The organism is Enterobacter sp. 5-4, assembly GCF_000612205.1.
In the GTDB taxonomy this organism is placed as follows: domain Bacteria; phylum Pseudomonadota; class Gammaproteobacteria; order Enterobacterales; family Enterobacteriaceae; genus Enterobacter; species Enterobacter roggenkampii.
Map to the genome: position 1 here is coordinate 88,675 of NZ_JFHW01000025.1, position 23,855 is coordinate 112,529.

Below are 23,855 nucleotides of genomic sequence, written 5' to 3' on the forward strand. Positions count from 1 at the left end.
CAAGTGAAACAAAAACAGAGCGCCCGGCAGAAGCCGGGCGCGGAAATTAATCAGGAGCCCAGACGGTAGTTCGGGGACTCTTTGGTGATCGTCACGTCGTGAACGTGGCTCTCCTGGATACCCGCACCGCTGATGCGTACGAATTCCGCTTTAGTACGCAGCAGGTCAATGGTACCACAGCCGGTCAGACCCATACAGGAGCGCAGGCCGCCCATCTGCTGGTGGATGATCTCTTTCAGACGGCCTTTATAGGCAACGCGACCTTCGATACCTTCCGGCACCAGTTTGTCAGCGGCGTTATCGGTCTGGAAGTAACGGTCAGAGGAACCTTTGGACATCGCGCCCAGTGAGCCCATACCGCGGTAAGATTTGTAAGAACGGCCCTGGTAGAGTTCGATTTCACCCGGGGATTCTTCGGTACCGGCCAGCATGGAGCCTACCATCACCGCCGCTGCGCCCGCAGCGATCGCTTTCGCGATGTCGCCAGAGAAGCGGATACCGCCGTCAGCAATAACCGGAATACCGGTGCCTTCCAGCGCTTCAACCGCGTCAGACACCGCGGTGATCTGCGGAACGCCCACGCCGGTCACGATGCGCGTGGTACAGATAGAGCCAGGGCCGATACCCACTTTCACCGCGCTGCAGCCAGCGTCAGCCAGCGCGCGAGCGCCTGCGCCAGTGGCTACGTTACCGCCGATGATCTGCAGGTCAGGGTATTTGGCACGGGTATCACGGATACGCTGCAGAACGCCTTCAGAGTGGCCGTGAGAGGAGTCAATCAGCAGGACGTCAACGCCCGCGGCAACCAGCGCGTCAACGCGCTCTTCGTTACCGGCACCTGCGCCAACCGCAGCGCCAACGCGCAGACGGCCATGCTCGTCTTTACAGGCGTTAGGCTTACGTTCTGCTTTCTGGAAATCTTTAACGGTGATCATGCCGCGCAGGTGGAAGTTGCTGTCAACAACCAGCGCTTTTTCAACGCGTTTTTCGTGCATTTTTGCCAGCACCACGTCGCGGGTTTCACCTTCGCGAACGGTAACCAGACGCTCTTTTGGCGTCATGTACACGCTGACAGGCTGGTTCAGGTCAGTCACGAAACGCACGTCACGACCGGTGATGATGCCCACCAGTTCGTTCTCTTCGGTCACCACCGGGTAACCGGCGAAGCCGTTACGCTCGGTCAGGGCTTTCACTTCGTGCAGGGTGGTGGTTGGCAGAACGGTCTGTGGATCGGACACGATGCCGGATTCATGTTTCTTCACGCGGCGAACTTCTTCCGCCTGACGTTCGATAGACATGTTTTTGTGAATAAAGCCAATGCCACCTTCCTGTGCCAGGGCAATTGCCAGGCGCGCTTCAGTCACGGTGTCCATTGCCGCAGAGAGCATAGGAATGTTCAGGCGAATGGTTTTCGTCAACTGCGTGCTGAGATCGGCAGTATTCGGCAGAACGGTGGAATGAGCGGGAACGAGGAGGACGTCGTCAAACGTCAGTGCTTCTTTAGCGATACGTAGCATGGGCAATATCTCTGACCTGGGTGGTTAAATATTGCCGTGGCATTATACAGAGCGTAACCGATTGCATCTACACTTTTTTATAAAAAAGCTTGCGATTGCCTCTCAGCAGGTTACTATCGACTGAATAACTTGCTGATTTAGAATTTGATCCCGCTCACATGTTATCCTCTCAATCCCCCTCAATTTATACCGTCAGCCGCCTTAATCAGACGGTGCGTTTGCTGCTTGAGCAGGAAATGGGGCAGGTCTGGATCAGCGGTGAGATATCTAACTTCACGCAGCCCTCCTCCGGACACTGGTATTTTACCTTAAAAGACGACACCGCCCAGGTGCGCTGCGCGATGTTCCGCAACAGCAACCGCCGCGTGACGTTCCGTCCACAGCACGGCCAGCAGGTTCTGGTGCGCGCCAATATCACCCTCTATGAGCCGCGCGGTGATTATCAGATTATCGTCGAGAGCATGCAGCCTGCGGGCGAAGGTCTGCTGCAGCAGAAGTATGAACAGTTAAAGACTAAGCTCTCGGAAGAGGGACTTTTCGACCAGCAGTTCAAAAAGCCGCTGCCCTCCCCTGCCCACTGCGTGGGGGTCATCACCTCGAAAACCGGTGCGGCACTGCACGATATTTTGCACGTCCTGAAGCGTCGCGACCCTTCCCTGCCCGTCATCATCTACCCGACCGCCGTGCAGGGTGACGATGCGCCGGGCCAAATTGTGCGCGCCATTGAGTTGGCGAACGCGCGTCAGGAGTGCGACGTCTTAATCGTCGGACGCGGCGGCGGCTCGCTGGAAGACTTGTGGAGCTTTAACGACGAGCGCGTGGCGCGGGCAATCTTTGCCAGCCTTATCCCCGTGGTGAGCGCCGTCGGCCACGAAACGGACGTGACGATCGCCGATTTTGTCGCGGATCTCCGCGCGCCGACGCCGTCCGCGGCGGCGGAAGTGGTCAGCCGCAACCAGCTGGAGCTGCTGCGTCAGATCCAGAGCGGCCAGCAGCGTCTGGAGATGGCGATGGACTACTACCTCGCCAACCGGACCCGGCGCTTTACCCAGCTTCATCACCGTCTACAGCAGCAGCACCCGCAGCTGCGCCTGGCGCGTCAGCAGACCGTACTGGAGCGCCTGCGCCAGCGCATGAACGTGGCGATGGACACCCAGATCAAGCGCGCGGTGTCGCGCCAGCAGCGCGTGACGCAGCGTCTGAACCAGCAGAACCCGCAGCCGAAAATTTATCGTGCGCAAACGCGGATTCAGCAGCTTGAGTACCGTCTGGCGGAAACTCTCCGCGCGCGACTGAGCGCCACCCGCGAACGCTTTGGCAATGCGGTGACCCACCTTGAAGCGGTCAGCCCTCTCTCCACGCTGGCGCGCGGCTATAGCGTGACGACGGCAACGGACGGCAAGGTGCTGAAGCAAACCAAACAGGTGAATACCGGCGACGTGCTGACGACGCGTCTGTCAGACGGCTGGGTAGAAAGCGAAGTGAAATCAATTAAACCGGTGAAAAAGACGCGTCAGCGTAAAACCGGATAATTCTTCGCCGGTTACTTACTATACTGCTGCTATTCCCTTTTTTAATAAGGAGAGCAGCATGCCCCATCTTCATAGCGTTATTCCCCCGTATATTCTTCGTCGTATTATCGAAAGCGGTTCCGAACCGCAGCAGCGCTGTGCCCGCCAGACCTTAACCCACGTCCAGACGCTGATGGCCCATATGCCGGGCAAACCCGCCGCGCCGCACGTGAATAAAGCCGGACAGCTGGAGCGTGATATCTACGACGCGAAGCAGACCCAGGAGCTGCCGGGTACGCAGGTGCGTTATGAAGGTCAGCCGTCGAACGGCGATGTGGCGGTAGACGAAGCGTACGAGTATTTGGGTATTACCCATGATTTCTTCTGGAAGGAATATCAGCGCGATTCGCTCGATAACAAAGGGCTTATTTTAACCGGCACCGTTCACTACGGTCGGGAATATCAGAACGCCTTCTGGAACGGTCAGCAGATGGTATTTGGCGACGGCGACGGGGAAATATTTAACCGCTTTACCATCGCCATAGACGTCGTGGCGCATGAGCTGAGCCACGGCGTGACCGAGACCGAAGCCGGGCTTATCTACTTTGAGCAGTCCGGCGCGCTGAACGAGTCGCTGTCGGACGTGTTTGGCTCGCTGGTGAAGCAGTACCATCTGAAGCAAACCGCCGATAAAGCAGACTGGCTGATTGGTGAAGGGCTGCTGGCAAAAGGCATCAACGGCAAAGGGCTGCGCTCGATGTCTGAACCGGGCACCGCCTACAACGATCCGCTGCTCGGCAAAGACCCGCAGCCTGCACACATGAAGGATTTCATCAAAACGCGTGAGGATAACGGCGGCGTGCACCTGAACTCCGGCATCCCCAACCGGGCATTTTATCTGGCCGCGACGGCGATCGGCGGTTACGCCTGGGAAAAAGCGGGTTATGCCTGGTACGACACGGTTTGCGATCGCAATCTGGCGCAGGATGCGGATTTTGAGGCCTTCGCAAAACTGACGGTAGCACACGGAGAGAAACGCTCCGGCGGCGACGTTGGGGCGGCCATAAAACAAGCCTGGGAACAGGTGGGAGTGTTGTAAATGCAGGTTCCGGAACTGACGGATGACGCCGTGGTTGAGGTGGCCCGGGAAGGCGGCGTCGCTTATATTCCCAAGCTGAGCGGCCAGCGCACCATCGCGCTCTCCTCGCTCAATGAGGCCCAGCGCCAGCGCCTGGTCAGCATCCTGGAGCAGGCCTTTCCGCGCGGTCAGCCGCCGGGGCAGGCCTCGTCACCCGGCAGCGGCGACCAGCGCTATTTCCGCATCCAGATTATCTGGACCGGGCAAAATCAGGCGCACTACGCCGATATCATCGTGCTGGTGCCGGAGCAGGAAGCTCCCGAGTCGCTAGTCGAGCTGTGGCAGAAAGGCGAAGGCTGCGTGTGCGATTAACCTTCGGCCCGAACAAACTCCACGCGTTTTTTGGAGATAAGGCCGTGGCCGTTCTGGCAGAAGTAGTCCACCGCCCCGCAGGCTTTTAAGACCTGGAGTGGCTGATGGCACTCCGGGCAGCGGGCTTCAAGCGCAATATCCTTATTACAGCTCTCGCAATGCGCCACCCCGTTCTGGGGCTCAAGCGGTGCCTGGCAATCCGGGCAGGTAATCGTCATGGTGACTCCTTAAAAGCATTCTGGTCTGCAATAATTTTACCACGTCGCGGTCAGTGCGGGCCACGTAGCTGTTGCTGCAAGGTCAGCAGCAGCTCAACTTCCTCGATTCGGCGACGCGTCGTGCGGCTCACCTCGTGCGGATCCCGTTCAAAAAGACTGTTGGTGCCCAGAATGTGCCCGGCAAGACAGTGCTCGTAGAGTGTCCCGGGAATATGCCAGCGCTGAATGTTCTGACCCTCAATCAGCTCAAGCACATCCTCCGCGCCGCGCCGGTCGTGGCTAATGATGCGCCCGTCGCGCAACCAGAGCCGTAATCCTTTTTGCCCGCCCGCGGGTCCCGCGTATTTGTTAAGCCAGATATCCACCGGCACGCCGCTGATGCGGCCCTGAAGATGCGCCTCGCCCTCCGCCGTGGTCAGGTCTCCTTTTGCGATAGCGCGGCCCAGGCGGTCTTTAGCCGTGACCACCTGCAACGTCATCTCATCACTTCCGCCCAGATAACGCACCGTTTCGCGCAGCATCGCCAGCACGTGCGTACCGATATCCAGGATTACGCCGTCCGGGTGGCGAAGCGTACGCGCGTCCGGCTCGCCGGTAGCAAAGTTAAGCGCGATGGGTTCCCCTGCGGCGTTAACTCCGCTCGGCTCCTGCAAAAAGCCGTCGATTTTGACGATGTCAGAGACGCTGCCAACCAGTGACCGCTTTACCGTTTCGATGCGCGCCATCCAGTGATCGAGCGCCAGCACGCGGGAAGCAGCGTCGGGGTTTGCCAGCAGCGCGTTGAGCTTTTCGATTTGGGGAAGCGTGGCGACGATCGGTTTTTCAATCACAATCCGCGGAACGGCCGAGGCTATGGCCTGTTCCAGCACCTCGAGGTGGTGCAGCGATGCGGTGGTAATAAAGAGAGTATCAAGCGGTACGGCGAGAAGGTCCGTAAACGAAGCGCAGCGCGTGACGCCTTCAGGCTGCCTGGTGGGGAGAACATCAAATCCAAAACAATGAACAGTGTGACCAAAAAGGCGACGTAAGGCGGGCAGATACGCGGTTTCCACGACCGCACCAAGACCGACAAATCCTAACTGCATAGTTTCACCTCAGGGAATCGATGCCGGGGCATAACGCCTGCCCCGGCAAGCCCGAGGTTTATGAGGCGTTAGCAGCCGGTTTAGTCTGCGCATTTTCCAGCATGCGACGTACCGGAACAATGAGGACGATCAGTACCGCGGCACAAATCAGCAGCGCGACGGAGCAGCGCGCAAAGAGATCCGGCAGCATATCCAGCTGGTCGGCCTTCACGTGGCCGCCAATCAGACCCGCCGCCAGGTTACCCAGCGCGCTCGCACAGAACCACAGCCCCATCATCTGGCCGCGCATTCTCTCCGGCGCCAGCAGCGTCATGGTCGCCAGGCCAATCGGGCTGAGACACAGCTCGCCGAGCGTCAGCATCAGGATACTGCCCACCAGCCAGAACGGCGATACGCCCGCCCCACCGCTGCTCAGCACGTTCTGTGCCGCCAGCATCATCAGGCCAAAGCCCGCTGCGGCACACAGGATACCGATAACAAACTTGGTGATGCTGCTCGGACGAATGTTCATGCTCGCCAGCTTCGGCCACGCCCAGCTGAACACCGGTGCCAGCAGGATGATGAACAGGGCGTTGATTGACTGGAACCACACCGCCGGGATTTCGAAATCGCCGATCATGCGGTTAGTGTAGTCGTTGGCAAACAGGTTGAACGAGGTTGGCTTCTGCTCGAACGCGGACCAGAAGAACGCCGCGGAGATCAGCAGAATAAAGCAGACCAGCAGTCTGGCGCGCTCTTTACGGTTCAGTCCTGCAAAAACAAACAGATAAATAAAGTAGAGGGCAACGGATGCCGCAATCACGTAGACCAGCACGCTGGCTACCGCGACCGGGTTAATCACAATCACACCCTGCGCAATCAGCGTCACGATCGTTGCCACGCCTGCCGCCAGCGCCAGCAGCCAGGCGCCCACGCCGTTACGCTTCACCACCGGGCTGTTCCAGGTGGAGTCGAGGCCGACTTCGCCGTCATAGCGTTTCATTGCCGGAACGGCAAACACGCGGAAGATAATCAGCGCCACCAGCATCCCGATACCGCCAATACCAAAGCCCCAGTGCCAGCCGTGGGTTTTGATCAGCCAGCCGGAAATCAGCGGGGCAATGAACGAGCCCATGTTGATGCCCATATAGAACAGCGAGAAACCGCCGTCACGGCGCGCGTCGCCTTTTTTATACAGGGTACCGACCATTACCGAGATACAGGTCTTAAACAGCCCGGAGCCAAGCACGATGAACATCAGGCCGATAAAGAACAGGTTATTGCCCATGATGGCCGAGAGCGCAATCGACAGGTGACCGAGCGCAATCAGGATCGAACCGTACCAGACGGCTCTCTGCTGGCCGAGCCAGTTATCCGCCAGCCAGCCGCCCGGCAGCGCGGCCAGGTACATGGTACCGGCAAAGATACCGACAATCGCCGAGGCGTTTTCACGCGCCAGGCCCATCCCGCCGTCATAGACGGTGGCGGCCATAAACAGGATCAGTAACGGACGAATGCCGTAAAACGAGAAACGCTCCCACATCTCGGTGAAGAACAGGGAACCGAGCGGATACGGATGGCCGAAGAACGTTCGGCTTTCTTTTTGATTAACAGAGGATTGCATAATTCTCCCGAAAGGTATGTCGTCGTGCTTGTAAACACCAGCATGTACGCCGGCCAGTTACGTATCTGGCCGATTTTTTACATGCGGCGAAAAGTTGGTTAACCATTTGATAACCAGGCGCTAGTTTTGTCTAGTACCGGACCCTGGACTTTAAGATGAAAATTCGACGATTGTCTACTTTCTTAGATTTAAACTTGGTTAAAAGTGAATAGTGATTGACTTCACACAGAGAAAACCGGCGGTATGAATGGGCAAAAAAAGCCCGCGATAGTCGCGGGCTTTCGTGCGTTCAGCAAAGCTTATTTGCTTTTCTTAATGTGCTTAATCAGACGTTTACGCTTGCGCATCTGGTTCGGCGTCAGGGTGTTGCGCTTGTTGGCGAACGGGTTTTCCCCTTCCTTGAACTGGATACGGATAGGCGTGCCCATCACGTCCAGCGATTTACGGAAGTAGTTCATCAGATAGCGCTTGTAGGAATCCGGCAGGTCTTTCACCTGGTTGCCGTGGATCACCACAATTGGCGGGTTATAACCACCGGCGTGGGCGTATTTCAGCTTCACGCGACGGCCGCGCACCAGCGGCGGCTGATGGTCTTCCGCAGCCATATTCATGATACGGGTCAGCATGGCGGTGCTCTGACGACGGGTGGAGCTGTCGTACGCTTCGCGCACGGATTCGAACAGGTTACCCACGCCGCTGCCGTGCAGCGCAGAGATGAAGTGTACGCGAGCAAAGTCGATAAAGCCCAGACGGAAGTCGAGGGTCTCTTTCACCTGCTCACGCACTTCATTGCTCAGGCCATCCCATTTGTTGACCACGATAACCAGTGAGCGCCCACTATTGAGGATAAAGCCGAGCAGAGAGAGGTCCTGATCGGAGATCCCTTCGCGCGCGTCGATAACCAGCAGCACAACGTTGGCATCTTCAATCGCCTGCAGGGTTTTGATAACGGAGAATTTTTCCACCACATCGGTGATTTTCCCACGCTTACGCACCCCGGCGGTGTCGATGAGGACATACTCACGCTCATCGCGCTGCATCGGGATGTAGATACTGTCGCGGGTGGTGCCCGGCATATCGTAAACGACCACGCGCTCCTCACCCAGAATACGGTTAGTAAGTGTAGACTTACCTACGTTTGGACGGCCTACGATGGCCAGCTTGATCGGCAGATCCTGCGGGTTGAAGTCGTCTTCAGGCTCTTCTTCTTCGCCCGCTTCGCCGTCTTCAAACTGCGCCCAGTATTCCGCGTCTTCGTTCACCTCTTCCGGCGGGTTCACTTCGTCAACCCACGGCAGCAGAACGGTTTCCAGCAGGCTGGTGACGCCACGGCCATGCGATGCTGCGATAGGGTAGATCTCACCCAGACCCAGTGACCAGAAATCTGCGATGGCCTGATCGGCATCGATGCCGTCGGTTTTGTTCGCCACCAGGAAGGTTGGCTTTTCGCGTGAACGCAGGTGTTTAGCGATAGCGGAGTCCGCCGGCATCAGGCCAGCGCGCGCGTCCACCATGAACAGCACCACGTCCGCTTCTTCAATCGCCAGCAGCGACTGTTCCGCCATGCGGGTTTCCACGCCGTCTTCTGTGCCGTCAATACCACCGGTATCAATACAGATGAACTCGCGTCCTTCCACCTCTGCACGACCGTACTTACGGTCACGCGTCAGCCCCGGGAAATCCGCAACCAGCGCATCACGGGTGCGTGTTAAACGGTTAAAAAGAGTGGATTTTCCAACGTTAGGGCGCCCGACAAGCGCGACCACAGGTACCATGTTTGAAGCCTCATAAAATTCAAAATAACGTCGCTTTCGCGGCGTTTTTAAAAATGTCAAAACGGCTCCTGAGTGAACAGGAGCCGTTTAGTATACTACAACCGCCGGGTAATTAACGCGTGATCGCGTACAGCGTGCCGTCTTTTGCCTGAATCAGCAGTTTGCCGTCGGCCACGACCGGGTCGGTCAGGAAACCAGAGCTGTCGACTTTTTGCTGTGCAACAAAGCGGCCATTATCCGGATCGATCCAGTGCATATACCCTTCGCTGTCGCCCACAACCAGGCTACCGTTGTACAGCGCTGGCGCAGTCAGCAGACGGTGCAGCAGATCGCTTTGCGTCCACAGCGTCACGCCGCCTTCGGTGCTCAGGGCCAGCAGACGGTCGTTCTGGTCAACCATATAGATACGGTTACCTTCAACGATGAAATCATTCACCGAGCCCAGCTCACGTTTCCACATGATCTGGCCGCTGCGCAGATCCAGCGCGGTCAGGTTGCCGTTGTAGGCCAGCGCGTAAACCACACCGTTAACGATGACCGGCGTTGTGTCCACGTCGCTCAGACGGTCAATTTCCGTTGAGCCAGTGGCCTGAGAGATACGCTGCTGCCAGATCATCTGGCCCTGCTGCATCAGCACGGCGCTTACGCGACCGTTGTCGCCGCCGACAATGGCAGCACCAAATGCGGTAGCCGGGGCAGATTCGCCACGCAGAGAGAGCGCAGGCATATCCAGGTTAACGGTCCATTTCACCAGGCCGTCCGCTTCGTTCAGCGCCTGCAGCTGGCCGTTGCTGGTATGAATCAGCACCAGGCCATCGCTCACCACCGGACGAGAGAGGGATTCACCCGCCACGGTCGTTTGCCAGGCAATGGAACCGTCGCTGCTGTTCAGGGCATACACCTGCGCTTTTTCGCTGCCCACGTAGACGTGGCCACCGGCAACGGTCAGGCCGCCAGACAGCAGTGCAGGCTTACGGGAGAACCAGCCGTCTTTTTCCGCCAGGTTAACGGACCACACTTCTTTTCCGTCATCCGCGTTCACCGCTTTTACGGTACCTTTGCGATCGGCCGCATAGACAACGCTGTCTGCATACGCAGGATGAAGGTTGGAATAGAAATCACCAATCCCATTGCCCACGGAGACATCCCACGCGGTGGATGGGGTAAACTGGTTTTCAACCGTCGGCAGTGGGGACATTTTCACAACGTCTTCTTCGCCACTGAACAGTGAACAACCACTCAATAACGTAACAGAAAGCAGTCCTGGCAGAAGTAATTTACGCAATTGCATCGGGTCCCTCTCAGACGGACAAATTATTTATTTTCATCTGCATCATTTCGCTCAGCGCAGGTGAGGCATTGCTCTCTACGCCAGCTTGCCACGCTTTACGCGCGCCCGCTTTGTCACCTTTGCTCAGCAGTGCTTCACCGCGCAGATCGGCAACGATGGCAGCAAAACCTTCGCCTTTGATGGTATCGAGCGTTTTCAGCGCATCGTCAGCTTTTTTCTGCTGAACCTGAATACGTGCCAGGCGCAGATTGATCACCGCTTTCAGATTTTCATCACTGGCGGCAGCAAGGCCCTGAGACAGCTGAGCAACGGCTTTATCCAGTTCGTTCTTATCAACGTACTGCTGAGCCACTTCCAGCGCAGCCAGTGCACCGTAGGTGTTTTTGTTGTCAGCCGCAAATTTTTCTGCCGCCGTCAGCGTTTGCGGCTGATCGGCACGAATTGCGCTCACGGTATTTTCATAGGACAGGGACGCGCCGCGCGCGGAATCCGCCTGATGATTGTTCCAGTAACGCCAGCCTACCAGCGCACCGACACCTAAAATAACCCCAACAACCAGCGCTTTGCCGTTTTCAGCAAAGAAGCGTTTAATCGCGTCGACCTGATCGTGTTCGTTCTCGTAAATTTCCACGCAGTCCTTCTCCTTAGCCCAATAGAGTGCGCAAGTGCGCCGCAACGCCGTCCTGCGTTACCGTTGTCTGCTCACCAGAGCGCAGGTCTTTCACCACCACTTCGCCGTTAGCCACTTCGGACTCACCCAGCACCAGTGCGATACTTGCGCCCCACTTATCGGCACGAGCAAACTGTTTTTTGAAGTTGCCGCCGCCATGGTTGGTCATCAGCTTAACGCCCGGCAGCGCATCGCGCATGCGTTCGGCAAGCTGCATTGCCGCAGACTGCGTTTCCGCGCCTGAGGCCACCAGGTATATATCGACAACAGAATCTGCTTTAAATTCCGGATTAACTGCCTGAACCAGCAAAACAAGTCGCTCAAGACCCATCGCGAAGCCAACCGCAGGCGCAGCGCGACCGCCAAGTTGCTCTACCAGACCGTCATAACGGCCGCCCGCGCACACGGTGCCCTGAGAGCCGAGGCTGGTGGTCACCCACTCAAACACGGTACGGTTGTAGTAGTCCAGACCGCGCACCAGGCGCTGGTTTACGGTGTAGGCGATGCCAGCCGCTTCAAGCAGCTTGCACAAGCCCGCGAAGTGTTCGCGAGATTCTTCATCCAGGTAATCACCCAGCGCAGGCGCATCGTTCAGCAGTGCCTGAACATCGGCGTTTTTGGAATCCAGAACGCGCAGCGGGTTGCTGTACATGCGACGTTTGCAGTCTTCGTCCAGTTTCTCTTTATGCTGTTCCAGGAACGCCACCAGCGCATCGCGGTAGTTCGCACGCGCTTCCAGAGAACCGATAGAGTTCAGCTCGAGGGAAACGTGATCGGCGATACCGAGCGCACGCCACCAGCGGGCGGTCAGCATAATCAGTTCAGCGTCGATGTCCGGGCCCTGCAGACCAAAGACTTCCACACCCAGCTGATTGAACTGGCGATAACGACCTTTCTGAGGACGTTCGTGGCGGAACATCGGGCCGATATACCACAGGCGCTGCTCCTGATTGTACAGAAGACCATGTTCGATGCCGGCGCGTACGCAGCCCGCCGTACCTTCCGGACGCAGGGTCAGGCTGTCGCCGTTGCGGTCCTCAAAGGTGTACATCTCTTTTTCAACCACGTCGGTCACTTCACCGATCGCGCGTTTGAATAACGGGGTCTGCTCTACAATCGGCAAACGGATTTCGCTGTAACCGTAGCTGCCGAGCACCTGCTTCAGTGTGCCTTCAATGCGCTGCCAGATGGCGGTTTCGCCAGGCAGATAATCGTTCATGCCGCGGATGGCTTGAATGTTTTTTGCCACGTTTATTCTCTTTCTATATACAAAAAAAACCCAAAGAATGGGTTCAATCATACATGGGAAGCGGCACGCTTCCCATCACGTTATTTTTCAACCTGCTGAACGCTGATACGCTGTGTTTCGTCCATCATGGCGGCTTTGGCGCGGATGCGGGCTTCAAGCTGGTCGATCATGTCGCTATTATCCAGACGATCTTTACGAACGCCATCTTCATAGAGACCACTTTTCTTGTTACCGCCGGTTACGCCCAGAGTTGACACCAGCGCTTCACCCGGACCGTTTACCACACAGCCGATGATGGAGACGTCCATCGGGGTGATAATGTCTTCCAGACGTTGCTCAAGGGCATTCACCGTCCCGATCACATCGAACTCCTGACGTGAACAGGTTGGGCAGGCAATGAAGTTGATCCCACGCGCGCGAATACGCAGTGATTTCAGAATATCGAAACCAACCTTGATCTCTTCGACCGGATCGGCCGCCAGCGAGACGCGCAGGGTGTCACCGATCCCTTCAGAGAGCAGCAGCCCCAGACCGATCGCGGATTTTACCGAGCCGCTACGCAGGCCGCCCGCTTCGGTGATCCCGAGGTGCAGAGGCTGATCGATCTGCTTTGCCAGCAGGCGATAAGATTCTACGGCCAGGAACACGTCGGACGCTTTTACGCTGACTTTGAACTGATCGAAGTTAAGGCGATCGAGATGATCGACGTGACGCATCGCGGATTCGAGCAGCGCCTGCGGCGTAGGCTCACCGTATTTTTCCTGCAGATCTTTTTCCAGGGAACCGGCGTTAACGCCGATACGGATAGGAATATTTTTATCGCGAGCGCAGTCCACGACCATGCGGATACGCTCTTCGTTACCGATGTTGCCCGGGTTAATACGCAGGCAATCGACGCCGTATTCGGCCACTTTCAGTGCGATGCGGTAGTCGAAGTGAATATCCGCCACCAGCGGAACGCTGACCTGCTGTTTGATCAGTTTGAACGCCTCAGCCGCATCCATGGTCGGGACGGAGACGCGAACAATGTCCGCGCCGACACGTTCTAATGCTTTGATTTGATTGACCGTCGCTTCCACATCGGTGGTGCGCGTATTGGTCATCGACTGAACGGCGATAGGTGCCCCATCGCCGATTGGCACATTCCCAACGTAAATCCGTTTCGATTTTCTACGTTGAATCGGAGCCTGGTTATGCATGAAAAATCTCCCGCGTTGCCCGTCTGTTACTGTACTGCTGATTGTTCGGCATTAACGGTAAGACGTGCAACCTGGTTAGTTCTGATAAAGCGGCTCAGGTCGACAGGTTTTCCTTGATACTGGATCTGTACCGCTGCCGGAGCGCCGATTTTAAGTTTATAAGGCGCCTGGCCCGTTAGGTTTAACGTGCCATCTTTGCGCTGCAGGCCGCTGAACAGTTTTTTACCTGTCGCGTCAGTCACTTCCAGCCAGCAGTCGGCGCTGAAGTTCATTACCAGCGCGTTAGGATCGGCTGCGGGTGTCGCCGTACCCGCCGGGCTGGTTGGCAGAGACGCTGCGGTATTGTCTGCAGGCTGAGTAGCCGCAGGCGCGTTCGCCGCAGTATCAACATTCGCCTGAGAAGGGGCAACCACCGCGTTTTGATCCTGAGCCTGAGGCGCAGCGGTGTTAGCCGTTGCTGCCGGAGCCTGCGCAGCATTGGTCGCTGTCGCATCTGGCGCTGCGGTCTGTGGCTCGCTGGAAGTCGCTGCACCGTCGGTATTCAGCGGCACGCTCTGGGCGTTATCCGCTCCGGCCTGGTTGAGTTCGGCGGAGGATTGATCGGCCATAGTGGTGATCTCTTCCTGCTGCGCCTTGTGGTTTTGCCACCACCACGCACCGGTCAGACCGACCACCACAAACAGCACCAGCCAGGTAAAGCTCATCAGCCAGCCATCACGTTTTTTACGACGTTTCCCCAGGGAGAAGGTCTGCATCGGCGCAACTTTTGCTGCACGGACCGGCGCCTGCTTCTCCATCATTGGCAGTAATTCGTTTTCGGGGATGTGCACCAGTTTTGCGTAAGAGCGGATATAACCGCGCAAGAACGTTGAAGCCAGATCGGCGGGTGCCTTATCTTCTTCAATATCGCGAACCGTGGAAACCTTCAGGCACAAGCGTTCTGCGACGGCTTGCTGGCTGAGTCCGAGTTGTTCACGGGCGTTGCGAAGACGAACGCCAGTGGAGAGTGCTTCATGTTGGTCGTGAGTGGCTTCAGTATTCATTCGCTACAACTACTGGTACGTGAAAAAAAGGGTTCAGGCGCCGGTGAGTCACAATGCCACCCGCACCGCGAAACTTCTGGTCAGTTAACCTTGAACACAGAGTATAAGACTGTCAGCCCGGAGATGACAGTACAGCCCTGCCCGTACGGCTAAACTGTTGTTACGTCGTTACATACTGCCCGAAAGTCGGATGAAACGCACCGTAATTATTGATCAGTCTTCACGAATCTGACTGATTATTCAGTAAGGTTATGTCTCACGGCGCAGATAATGCGCCGTGAGTGCATAATAATCAAACAGCTTTAACCGCGATCGTCTCGCCCTGCATGCGTTTACGCAGGGTACGCTTGGTACGGTCAATAACATCACCAGCCAGCTGTCCACATGCGGCATCAATATCATCACCACGCGTTTTACGCACGATGGTGGTGAAACCATACTCCATCAGCACCTTGGAGAAACGGTCGATACGGCTGTTCGAGCTACGGCCATACGGCGCGCCCGGGAACGGGTTCCACGGGATCAGGTTGATTTTACATGGCGTATCTTTCAGCAGTTCAGCCAGCTGATGCGCATGTTCGGTACCGTCGTTGACGTGGTCCAGCATCACGTACTCGATAGTGACGCGACCCTGGTTGGCGTTGGATTTCTCCAGATAGCGACGTACGGCAGCGAGGAAGGTTTCGATATTGTACTTTTTGTTGATTGGCACAATTTCGTCACGAATTTCATCGTTTGGCGCGTGCAGGGAGATCGCCAGCGCGACGTCAATCATATCGCCGAGCTTGTCCAGCGCAGGCACAACGCCTGAGGTCGACAGCGTGACGCGACGCTTGGACAGACCAAAGCCGAAGTCATCCAGCATGATTTCCATCGCCGGAACGACGTTGGTCAGGTTCAGCAGCGGCTCACCCATCCCCATCATCACCACGTTGGTGATTGGGCGAGTGCCGGTCACTTTTGCCGCGCCGACGATTTTCGCAGCACGCCAGACCTGGCCGATAATTTCTGAAACACGCAGGTTACGGTTAAAGCCTTGCTGCGCGGTTGAGCAGAATTTGCACTCCAGCGCACAGCCAACCTGGGAGGAGACACACAGCGTCGCGCGGTCTTCTTCCGGAATGTAGACGGTTTCAACGCGCTGATCGCCCACCGCAATCGCCCATTTGATGGTGCCATCTGCGGAGCGCTGCTCTTCCACCACTTCCGGGGCGCGGATTTCAGCCACTTCTTTGAGCTTATTGCGCAGGACCTTGTTGATGTCAGTCATGTCATCAAAATTGTCGCTGCAGTAATGGTACATCCACTTCATGACCTGATCGGCACGAAATGGCTTTTCGCCCATCTCTTTGAAGAACTCGCGCATCTGCTGACGGTTCAGATCCAGCAGGTTGATTTTTCCATTTTTATTGGGAACCGCAGGAATGGCGACTTCGGAGGTATTCACTAATTCAGACATAATATTTACCGGCCTCGTTGTTACACGTTATGGCCCATGGAGGGTTGAATAGAAACGCCCCGGAAAGCGGTCTGCTCGTCCGGGGCGTTGCATTGTACAAAGTCTGGCGCAGGGATGCCACGTCTGGACGCGGCATTTACGAAAATAATGTGTAAACGAAACCGTTAAATTAACGGGTACGTGGACACACTTCGCCTTCTGCGAAGAAGAAAGCGATTTCGCGTGCAGCAGATTCAACAGAGTCAGAACCGTGGGTACCGTTCTCGGTGAAGCTGTCAGCGTAGTCAGCGCGCAGAGTACCTGCCAGCGCGTTGTCCGGGTTGGTTGCGCCCAGCAGGTCGCGGTGACGCTGTACGGCGTTTTCGCCTTCCAGTACGGATACCACGATTGGACCGGAGGTCATGAACTCAACCAGGCCGTCAAAGAATGGGCGACCTTCGTGCTCAGCGTAGAAGCCGCGCGCCTGCTCAACGGTCAGGTGCAGCATTTTGGTACCAACAATTTTGAACCCTGCAGATTCAAAGCGAGCGAAGATGCTGCCAATAACGTTTTTTGCCACCGCGTTTGGTTTGATGATGGAAAAAGTACGTTCAATAGCCATGATAACCTCTGTCAATGTTCTGTTGTTTTGCATACCTGAGTATGGTGTGGCGCGGATTATAAAGAGCTATAGCGCTATTGCCTATGGTTCTGCATAACATTTTTTTAAAATGAGACGAAGATTAGCAACAGTCCGGGTTTCGCATATCGTGTTGATGGTGAAAACAGAGCGGACACTGCTTTTCATCAGGCGTAAATGACCAGAAATGACGGTGGCACGTCAGGCAAACGGCTTCATATGCCAGTATGGCGACGTTTTTCGCCGTTCCTTCTGTTTGCGTCACTTTTATCGCCGCATGCTGGCATACCGCTTCGCAGCCGCAGCAACCGGTACAACGTCCGGTTTCGACGATCAGTTCAGCGTTCTCAAACCGAATCGCGTTTTCCGTACAACTCCGCCAGCACGCGCCGCACAATACGCACTTTCCGGCGTCGAGATCTATCTCTGCCTCACTAACCCCAGAAAACGCTCTGCGCAGTTCACGCTGACCGGGCACGACGCTACAGGTCCGGACATCCTCACGGGGAACGTGCATCAGCGCACGGCGGGCGATATTAACCTCGTTGACGGGGAAAAGTTTAAACGCCCATGCCGCTTCACCGCGTCGACGAAGCACAAGATTAAGCCGGGCAATCGCCAGCAGCCAGTCAGGATACTGCTCCACGTCGATACTGATAAAACGAACATGGTGCTGTGCATGCCAGAGCAGCAGTTCATTCACATCCGGCGCACGTTCAGTAAAAGGCCCGACAAGCGTATCGCCACACAAAAAGCGTTTTCGCGGCGTGATGCCGGTGATGGCCTCAGTGGGGCAAACAAACAGGCAGTCACCGCATTCAATACAGCGGTTCTCATCAACCGAGATATCTGCGTCCGTAAAAGAAAAAGCCTGCACGGGGCAAACGTCAGCGCAGGCGCAACAGGAAGCATGGCGAAAACGGCGACGGACGCACGCATGCGTCACGTCCATCGCCGGGCCAAACGTCAATCTGCCCATCAGTCAATACTGAAGAAAACGAAGCGCAGCATCAGCTCACCCGCAATCAGCAAGGCGCTGCCCAGCAGCATTGTGCCTCGCGCCGCTTTTAACCCGCCTGCAGCAAAGCACAGCATACCCACGACAGACACACACCAGCTCAGCAGATGCACGGTGCGCAGTTGTTGCAGCATCTGTAATGGCGCATGAGGGAACGTCACCACGGTGTTGTCCATAGCCGAGATGTCGGCCAGCCAGACGGGCTGCATCACCAGACGCACAAGCACCAGCAGCGTGATAATGACCACCGCCGCACGCAGAGTAGCCCGGGAACGCATCCCAACCGCCATGCAGGCTGAACCAATACGATAAACAGCACCAGCGTGTTGATATGCTGCCACGTCACCACGGACGCATGCATGTAGATCTGCGCCATGCAGAACACATCCACCAGCCCGACAAGGCCCGCCGCCGCCAGAAGCAGCTTCCAGCCTGGCTTTTTGGCGAACATCAGCAGCGTCGCGAGCCCCAGCGCCGCCAGGTAAAGGCTGGCAAAGATAATCTCACGGCTCAGCCAGGAGCTGGAGACATGGCGCAGCGCGTTGAGAGCATTGAGCGGATAGCCCATGTGCAGCGCCGAGGCGAGCAATCCGAGGCTTGCGAGCACAAACGCCCCGGCAGCAGGCAGAAGCGCGCTACGCTGCAAAACATGCGCCCCCCCGAACGCCAGCCAGAGCGTCACGCCTACCGAGCCCTGCAGGAACAGTGTAAAAATCAGCAGCGGTAACTCATGCATGGCGTTTGCCCTCTTTCTCTGCACTCTGATGCGCTTTGATCACCAGATTCGGTTTTGTGATGGAAGAATCAGGCAAGCCTTTCACGTCACAGACCGCACCATACTTCGCCCGCAGTTCATCAATCGGCCCGAATTTAATCGCTTCGAGTGGACAGGTTGCCACACAGACGGGCTGCTCCCCCTTCGCCTGCAGATCCACGCAGAAATCGCATTTTGACATCTGCCCGGTCTGCTCGTTGAGCTGTGGCGCGCCGTAAGGGCATGACCACGCACAGTAGCCGCAGCCGACGCACTTATCTGTATCAACGCGCACAATGCCGTCTCCAGGACGCTTGTGCATCGCCGTGGTCGGACAGTTTTTAGTGCAGATGGGGTCTGCACAGTGGTTACAGGAAATAGAGAGCGTGTAGGCAAACACATTGTTGCTGACGCCGCCCTGCCCGGTGGGGATGAAATTCCCGCCGTTGACTTCGTACAGGCGACGGAAACGACGTCCGACCTCAAGGTTGTTTTTATCTTTGCATGCCACCTGGCAGGCTTTACACCCTGAGCAGCGTGAAGAGTCGATATAAAAGCCCAGCTGTTTGTCGCTCACCGGCGCGTAGTGTTTAAACTGACTCATGCTTTTGCCACCTCCACCAGCATGGTTTGATGTGAATTCCCTTTCGCAAGCGCGGTAATACGAGCCGAACTGAGCACGTTCGCGCAGCCGCCTTTATCAATGCCCTTCTCATCCGGCTGCCACCAGGCACCTGCCTGCATGGCTACCACGCCAGGAATGATGCGCGGCGTAACCTCCGCCGGGATCTCACAAATGCCGCGTGCGTTATGGATACGCACGGTATCTCCCTGCGCAATGCCGCGCTTCTGCGCGTCCTGAGGGTTAATCCACAGCTTCTGCTGCTGTGCTTCAATTAACCACGGGTTGGCGTACTGGGTAGAGTTGGCGCGGTTTTTCCCTTTCCAGGTGATCAGCTGTAGCGGGAAGGTTTTTGCCAGTTCGTCTTCCGGCCCTTCGTGGGCAGGCACGTAGTGCGACAGCGCCGGAATTTCCGGGTGCTGCATGTCGTACAGACGCTTCGAGAAGATCTCAATTTTCCCGGACGGCGTCGGGAACGGATGATTTTGCGGGTCGCGAATATTGTCTTCAAAGGCGACAAACGGCGCGCTTTTGAAGAGATGCTGACGCGTCTTTTGCAGCGTCGCGAAGTCCGGCAGGTTTTCATCTGGCATGGAGAGCCGCGTCTGCTCCCAGATGTGCTCAATCCACGCCTTTTCGTCACGCCCTTCGCTGAATGCCGGTTCGACGCCAAGCTTAGCAGCGACCTCCCGCAGCCAGTCGTAGTCTGAACGGCGCTCAAATTCAGGCTCAATCAGCTTTTCCGACAGGATCAGATAGCTTGCAGTACCCCAGGTTTCGCCGATATTCCAGCGTTCCATAAAGCTGGTTTCCGGCAGGAGAAGATCGGCGTATCGGGCGCTCGGCGTCATAAACAGATCGCTCGCGACGATAAACTGGATTTTCGACTCGTCTTCCAGCACGCGGGTTGCCTGATGAAGATCCGGGTTCTGGTTAGCCAGATAATTGCCCGCCAGCGAGAAGAGGATGCGGATATTGCTGTCCAGCTTTTCGGCATCCTTCAGGCCGACGTCCGCCGTTACCTTAGAGGCATCGTCGGCGGCCTGCACCCAGTTCATCACCGATATTTTGGCTTTCACCGGGTTATCCGGCATCTCCGGGCCTGCGGCAAATTTACGGTTAGCACAGCCGCCGTAGCCTGCAGCCCAGCCGCCTTTCACCCCGACGTTACCCGTCAGCGTGGCCAGTATCGTCGAGCCGCGCGCGGTGCGCTCGCCGCAGTTATGGCGCTGCGGTCCCCAGCCCTGGATCAGCGCAGCGGGTTTGGTGGTTGCGTAGTCGCGCGCCAGCTGACGAATGGTTTGCGCAGGCACGTGGGTGATCTTCTCTGCCCACTCAGGCGTTTTTGCTACGCCATCTTTTGCCCCGTTCAGGTAAGCCATCAGGGATTCATTGGCCGGAACGCCTTCCGGCATAGCGTCTTCATCAAAGCCCAGGGTATAGCGCTGAATAAAGTCGCGATCGTGCAAGTTCTCCGTGACGATCACGTACATCATGGCGTCCATCAGGGCGTTATCGGTTGTTGGCAGCAGCGGGACCCACTGGTCAGCAAGGGAGGACACCGTATCTGAATAGCGCGGATCGACAACGATGAAACGGGTGCCGTTTTGCTTCATCTTCTGGAAGAAGTAGTTGCTGTGACCAAAAATCGTTTCCGTCGGGTTATGTCCCCAGAGGATGACCAGTTTGGTGTCCAGCAGCGTGTCCAGCGAGCTGCCGCTGGAGGCGGTGCCGTAGGTATAGGGCGTTGCCGCTGCGGTGTTGCCCATGCTGACCGAGTGATAGCTTTCGAGATAGCCGCCGGTTAAGTTGAGGAGACGACGAACCATTTTATCGCCGGAGAACGTTCCTCCCGAAACTGCGGTGCCAACATGCACATAGCGCGAAGCAGCACCGTATTTTTGCGTAATGGTTTTTAATTGATTCGCAATAAGCGTTGTGGCTTCATCCCAGGTAATACGTTCGAATTTTCCTTCGCCACGTTTACCCACGCGTTTCATTGGATATTTAAGCCGATCGGGATGATAAACAAATTTCCGATACGCGCGTCCGCGAACGCAGGCGCGCATCACCGGCATTTGAGGATCCAGTTCATTATCCGGACGCGTAGAGATGCGTGTGACCACGCCGTCGCTGACGTGCGCCCGAATATCGCATTTCCCGCCACAGTCAAAGGTGCTGCAGGTTTGAATGACTTTTTCTTCGGGTTCGTTCACTGCCGCAGGCATTGTCGCCGCCTGCGCTTTTCCGCCTTTTACCACAAACGGCAGAGCGGCAAGCGCGGACCCGGCCTGAATAAAGTGACGCCGGGAGAGAGCGGGATTAAGACTCTCTCTCAGTTTATTATTTTTTTTCATTGCTCGTTCCTTCAAATAAAAACGCATTCTCGTTTTTTTGCAGAACCGAACATTGATAATTATCAAGCTAACCCTTCTGGATTATTTTAATAAGCCATTTCGAAATTCACCGTCGCTATTTGACCGTTTTCATCCATTACTATTAATTGATATTCACCCGGCAAATATAATTTCAGTGAATATTTATATTCATGTCCCTCTAAAGGCTCGCCATTTAAAAACCACCATCGCTGCCCTTCTCCACCGCTGGTTGAGAGAGAAAGCGTTATAGTTGTCTCACCCGGAAGACGCTTGATGACGGCCCCCTCTCTGACCCCTGACAGCATAAGCGGCGCGATATTGCTGTTATCCAGAGGCGGACAAACTGTTGATGCTGCCGGGAGACGCGCCGCTCTTTTTTCCGAAGCGGGCAGCCACGGCTCCAGCGGCAGCGGCCAGACATCCAGGACTTTTTCAGTAGCATCCGGGCAATCTGCGGCCACGCGTTTGCCGGTTTTATCCAGCCAGACCGGGAAACGAATGCCGCGTATGCCCTCCTGTTCAGGGAGAAGCAGCGTGGGCGGTTCACTCCCTTCCAGCAGCCAGGTCGACAGGCGACGTCGACAGTTTTCACTGCCTTCCGGTAGCGACTGGCCGCCCGGCCAGCAGATCACGCCCCGCCCGACGCTCTCCGGACGCGGATCGCGCGGCAGGCGGGCTTCGTCTACCGTTGAACGTGACTGAAGCAGATTATTGACCTGGTTTAACAGCGGAACCGCGCTGGCAAACCCAAACTGTCCCGCCACGGGCGTGCCGTCCGGTCGTCCGGTCCAGATGCCTATCACATAACGGGCATTCAGACCGATGGCCCAGGCATCACGGTACCCGTAGCTGGTGCCGGTTTTCCACGCCAGCGGCGCAATCTGTGGCAGCGCATTGTCCGGCAGCGGCTGCGCTTCATTGGCAAGAATACGGCGAATAATCCACGCCGAGCCTGGCGATAACAGCGGGCGTTCAGTCAGCGGATCGCCCGGCTGTAACCGCAGCCTTCCCGCCTTACCGTGTCGGGCAAAGGCACTATAGGCCGCAGCGATATCTGCCAGCCGCGCGCCCGCCCCGCCGAGGATCAGAGACAAATTCGGCTGTGCCCCCGCAGGCAGGATCAGCGGCAAGCCTGCGTTGCTTAGCATCCCGGCAAATCGTTTTGGTCCGTAGGCTTCCAGCACCTGAACGGCCGGCAGGTTGAGGGAGCGGACCAGCGCTTCACTCATGCTGACCGGTCCATGGAACCCGCTGTCAAAATTCCCGGGACGATAATCACCGGTTTTTCGGGGAACGTCCTGAAGCAGCGAGGCGGGATGGATCAGGCCATCGTCCAGCGCCATGCCGTAGATAAAGGGTTTTAAGACCGATCCTGGGGATCGGATCGCATTGACCATATCCACATGGCTAAAACGCGTGTCATCGTTGATATCCACCGACCCAACCCAACCGCGCACTTTCATATCGGTATGATCGACCACGATCATCGCCAGCGAGCTGCGGGCCGGCAGGCGGGATTTCCAGTTCATCGCCAGCTCTTCCAGCTGCCGCTGCAGTCCGGCATCCAGCGTGGTGACAATTTTCGTGTCGCGACTTTTGCCGAGCATCATCCGAGCAAAGAGCGGCGCCAGCTGCGGCATCTGCCGGGGCGCCAGCCATACTGATTCTTCACGGGACTCTTTGACCTGCTTTGCGGACCAGACCCCCTGCGTCGCCATGCGGTCGAGCACTTTATTGCGCGCCGCTTCGGCCCGTTCAGGCCAGCGGTCCGGGCGTAATCGACTCGGTGCCTGCGGCAGCACCGCCAGCAGCGCCGCGTCGGAATAGCTGAGCTGCGACGGCGGCTTGCCCAGATACGTCCAGCTTGCCGCTCCCACGCCCTGCAGCGTACCGCCAAAGGGGGCGCGATTGAGATAGAGCGTCAGGATTTCGCGTTTGGAAAGATGCCACTCCAGCTGCATGGCACGCCAGAGCTGGCGAATTTTGCCGCCAAAGGTGCGCGGATGCGGGTCCAGCAGTCGCGCGACCTGCATGGTGAGCGTGCTTCCGCCAGAGATGACTTTCCCGGAACTGAGATCCTGCCAGGCGGCGCGCAGGACAGAGAGCGGGTTTACGCCGGGGTGATCCCAGAACCAGCGATCTTCATACTGGATCAGCGCCTCAAGATAACGGGGAGAGACCTCTTCGATCGTCACCGGATAGCGCCAGATCCCATCGCTATCGGCAAAACGCCAGAGCGGCGTGCCCTTCTCATCCACCACCACCCGGGCAGGGTTAACCTCTTTCAGCGGCAACGGCCACAGGCGGTCGGCAGCGATAATCAGCCCCCCTAAAACGAGAAGCGCTCCCGCCAGCCATAGCCAGCGGGAGCGTGTCAGACGTGCCATTCGCATA

At 56.9% G+C, this 23,855-nt stretch carries 19 protein-coding genes and 1 pseudogene; 3 read left to right on the forward strand and 17 right to left on the reverse strand.

Annotation, left to right across the window (positions count from 1 at the left end; translation table 11 throughout):
- Positions 1-50 precede the first annotated feature (50 nt).
- Positions 51-1,517 (reverse strand): IMP dehydrogenase, encoded by a 1,467-nt coding sequence (gene guaB / locus AA74_RS0116360; RefSeq protein WP_008502128.1) that lies wholly within the window; start codon positions 1,515-1,517, stop codon positions 51-53.
- A gap of 158 nt (positions 1,518-1,675) precedes the next feature.
- On the opposite strand from guaB, the gene xseA reads away from it, so the two are divergent.
- The 3 genes from xseA to AA74_RS0116375 are packed head-to-tail and all read left to right on the forward strand — an operon-like array spanning position 1,676 to position 4,478.
- Entirely contained in the window at positions 1,676-3,049 is a 1,374-nt protein-coding gene (gene xseA / locus AA74_RS0116365; protein WP_025912811.1) for an exodeoxyribonuclease VII large subunit, read from the forward strand.
- A 58-nt stretch (positions 3,050-3,107) separates the two neighbouring features.
- Positions 3,108-4,127: a M4 family metallopeptidase gene (locus tag AA74_RS0116370; RefSeq protein WP_025912812.1), complete on the forward strand. Its 1,020-nt coding sequence runs from the start codon at positions 3,108-3,110 to the stop codon at positions 4,125-4,127.
- Positions 4,128-4,478 (forward strand): protealysin inhibitor emfourin, encoded by a 351-nt coding sequence (locus tag AA74_RS0116375; RefSeq protein ID WP_025912813.1) that lies wholly within the window; start codon positions 4,128-4,130, stop codon positions 4,476-4,478.
- Here AA74_RS0116375 and AA74_RS0116380 read toward each other — a convergent pair.
- The 16 genes and pseudogenes from AA74_RS0116380 to pbpC all read right to left on the reverse strand — a co-directional run bounded on the left by AA74_RS0116380 (position 4,475) and on the right by pbpC (position 23,854).
- Positions 4,475-4,696, reverse strand: a complete 222-nt coding sequence (locus AA74_RS0116380) for a zinc ribbon domain-containing protein (RefSeq protein WP_025912814.1) — start codon at positions 4,694-4,696, stop codon at positions 4,475-4,477. The genes AA74_RS0116375 and AA74_RS0116380 overlap by 4 nt on opposite strands.
- A 50-nt stretch (positions 4,697-4,746) precedes the next feature.
- Positions 4,747-5,781, reverse strand: coding sequence for an oxidoreductase (locus tag AA74_RS0116385; protein ID WP_025912815.1), 1,035 nt, complete (start codon positions 5,779-5,781; stop codon positions 4,747-4,749).
- Positions 5,782-5,839: 58 nt separating this feature from the next.
- Complete coding sequence (locus tag AA74_RS0116390) at positions 5,840-7,384, reverse strand: peptide MFS transporter (RefSeq protein ID WP_008502133.1); 1,545 nt, start codon at positions 7,382-7,384, stop codon at positions 5,840-5,842.
- Positions 7,385-7,683: 299 nt separating this feature from the next.
- On the reverse strand, positions 7,684-9,159 hold the full coding sequence (der, locus tag AA74_RS0116395) for a ribosome biogenesis GTPase Der (RefSeq protein ID WP_025912816.1): 1,476 nt from the start codon (positions 9,157-9,159) through the stop codon (positions 7,684-7,686).
- 112 nt (positions 9,160-9,271) lie between these two features.
- A complete protein-coding gene (gene bamB / locus AA74_RS0116400) occupies positions 9,272-10,450 on the reverse strand; it encodes an outer membrane protein assembly factor BamB (protein ID WP_008502135.1) in 1,179 nt (392 codons plus the stop codon).
- Positions 10,451-10,460: 10 nt separating this feature from the next.
- The gene (locus AA74_RS0116405) at positions 10,461-11,081 is read right to left on the reverse strand and encodes a YfgM family protein (protein WP_008502136.1); all 621 of its coding nucleotides are present in this window, start codon (positions 11,079-11,081) and stop codon (positions 10,461-10,463) included.
- A gap of 13 nt (positions 11,082-11,094) precedes the next feature.
- Entirely contained in the window at positions 11,095-12,369 is a 1,275-nt protein-coding gene (gene hisS, locus AA74_RS0116410) for a histidine--tRNA ligase (protein WP_025912817.1), read from the reverse strand.
- Between the two features lie 80 nt (positions 12,370-12,449).
- Entirely contained in the window at positions 12,450-13,568 is a 1,119-nt protein-coding gene (gene ispG, locus AA74_RS0116415; protein WP_023308814.1) for a flavodoxin-dependent (E)-4-hydroxy-3-methylbut-2-enyl-diphosphate synthase, read from the reverse strand.
- Between the two features lie 26 nt (positions 13,569-13,594).
- The gene (gene rodZ / locus AA74_RS0116420) at positions 13,595-14,611 is read right to left on the reverse strand and encodes a cytoskeleton protein RodZ (RefSeq protein ID WP_025912818.1); all 1,017 of its coding nucleotides are present in this window, start codon (positions 14,609-14,611) and stop codon (positions 13,595-13,597) included.
- Between the two features lie 292 nt (positions 14,612-14,903).
- On the reverse strand, positions 14,904-16,070 hold the full coding sequence (locus AA74_RS0116425; protein WP_014171168.1) for a bifunctional tRNA (adenosine(37)-C2)-methyltransferase TrmG/ribosomal RNA large subunit methyltransferase RlmN: 1,167 nt from the start codon (positions 16,068-16,070) through the stop codon (positions 14,904-14,906).
- Positions 16,071-16,239: 169 nt separating this feature from the next.
- On the reverse strand, positions 16,240-16,671 hold the full coding sequence (gene ndk, locus AA74_RS0116430; RefSeq protein ID WP_003860625.1) for a nucleoside-diphosphate kinase: 432 nt from the start codon (positions 16,669-16,671) through the stop codon (positions 16,240-16,242).
- Positions 16,672-16,792: 121 nt separating this feature from the next.
- Entirely contained in the window at positions 16,793-17,668 is an 876-nt protein-coding gene (locus AA74_RS0116435; RefSeq protein WP_025912819.1) for a 4Fe-4S binding protein, read from the reverse strand.
- A pseudogene (locus AA74_RS01000000122260) lies at positions 17,668-18,443 on the reverse strand (dimethyl sulfoxide reductase anchor subunit family protein). Before AA74_RS01000000122260 ends, AA74_RS0116435 begins: the two are co-directional and overlap by 1 nt.
- Entirely contained in the window at positions 18,436-19,065 is a 630-nt protein-coding gene (locus AA74_RS0116445; RefSeq protein WP_025912820.1) for a DMSO/selenate family reductase complex B subunit, read from the reverse strand. Before AA74_RS0116445 ends, AA74_RS01000000122260 begins: the two are co-directional and overlap by 8 nt.
- Positions 19,062-21,440, reverse strand: coding sequence for a DMSO/selenate family reductase complex A subunit (locus AA74_RS0116450; protein WP_025912821.1), 2,379 nt, complete (start codon positions 21,438-21,440; stop codon positions 19,062-19,064). Before AA74_RS0116450 ends, AA74_RS0116445 begins: the two co-directional genes overlap by 4 nt.
- An 86-nt stretch (positions 21,441-21,526) precedes the next feature.
- Positions 21,527-23,854, reverse strand: coding sequence for a peptidoglycan glycosyltransferase PbpC (pbpC, locus tag AA74_RS0116455; RefSeq protein ID WP_025912822.1), 2,328 nt, complete (start codon positions 23,852-23,854; stop codon positions 21,527-21,529).
- Position 23,855: the final 1 nt, after the last annotated feature.

Coding starts and splice junctions, on each gene's coding strand:
- guaB (WP_008502128.1), bottom strand. CDS start 1,517: ATGCTACGTATCGCTAAAGAAGCACTGACGTTTGACGACGTCCTCCTC.
- xseA (WP_025912811.1), top strand. CDS start 1,676: ATGTTATCCTCTCAATCCCCCTCAATTTATACCGTCAGCCGCCTTAAT.
- AA74_RS0116370 (WP_025912812.1), top strand. CDS start 3,108: ATGCCCCATCTTCATAGCGTTATTCCCCCGTATATTCTTCGTCGTATT.
- AA74_RS0116375 (WP_025912813.1), top strand. CDS start 4,128: ATGCAGGTTCCGGAACTGACGGATGACGCCGTGGTTGAGGTGGCCCGG.
- AA74_RS0116380 (WP_025912814.1), bottom strand. CDS start 4,696: ATGACGATTACCTGCCCGGATTGCCAGGCACCGCTTGAGCCCCAGAAC.
- AA74_RS0116385 (WP_025912815.1), bottom strand. CDS start 5,781: ATGCAGTTAGGATTTGTCGGTCTTGGTGCGGTCGTGGAAACCGCGTAT.
- AA74_RS0116390 (WP_008502133.1), bottom strand. CDS start 7,384: ATGCAATCCTCTGTTAATCAAAAAGAAAGCCGAACGTTCTTCGGCCAT.
- der (WP_025912816.1), bottom strand. CDS start 9,159: ATGGTACCTGTGGTCGCGCTTGTCGGGCGCCCTAACGTTGGAAAATCC.
- bamB (WP_008502135.1), bottom strand. CDS start 10,450: ATGCAATTGCGTAAATTACTTCTGCCAGGACTGCTTTCTGTTACGTTA.
- ispG (WP_023308814.1), bottom strand. CDS start 13,568: ATGCATAACCAGGCTCCGATTCAACGTAGAAAATCGAAACGGATTTAC.
- rodZ (WP_025912818.1), bottom strand. CDS start 14,611: ATGAATACTGAAGCCACTCACGACCAACATGAAGCACTCTCCACTGGC.
- AA74_RS0116425 (WP_014171168.1), bottom strand. CDS start 16,070: ATGTCTGAATTAGTGAATACCTCCGAAGTCGCCATTCCTGCGGTTCCC.
- ndk (WP_003860625.1), bottom strand. CDS start 16,671: ATGGCTATTGAACGTACTTTTTCCATCATCAAACCAAACGCGGTGGCA.
- AA74_RS0116435 (WP_025912819.1), bottom strand. CDS start 17,668: ATGGGCAGATTGACGTTTGGCCCGGCGATGGACGTGACGCATGCGTGC.
- AA74_RS0116445 (WP_025912820.1), bottom strand. CDS start 19,065: ATGAGTCAGTTTAAACACTACGCGCCGGTGAGCGACAAACAGCTGGGC.
- AA74_RS0116450 (WP_025912821.1), bottom strand. CDS start 21,440: ATGAAAAAAAATAATAAACTGAGAGAGAGTCTTAATCCCGCTCTCTCC.
- pbpC (WP_025912822.1), bottom strand. CDS start 23,854: ATGCGAATGGCACGTCTGACACGCTCCCGCTGGCTATGGCTGGCGGGA.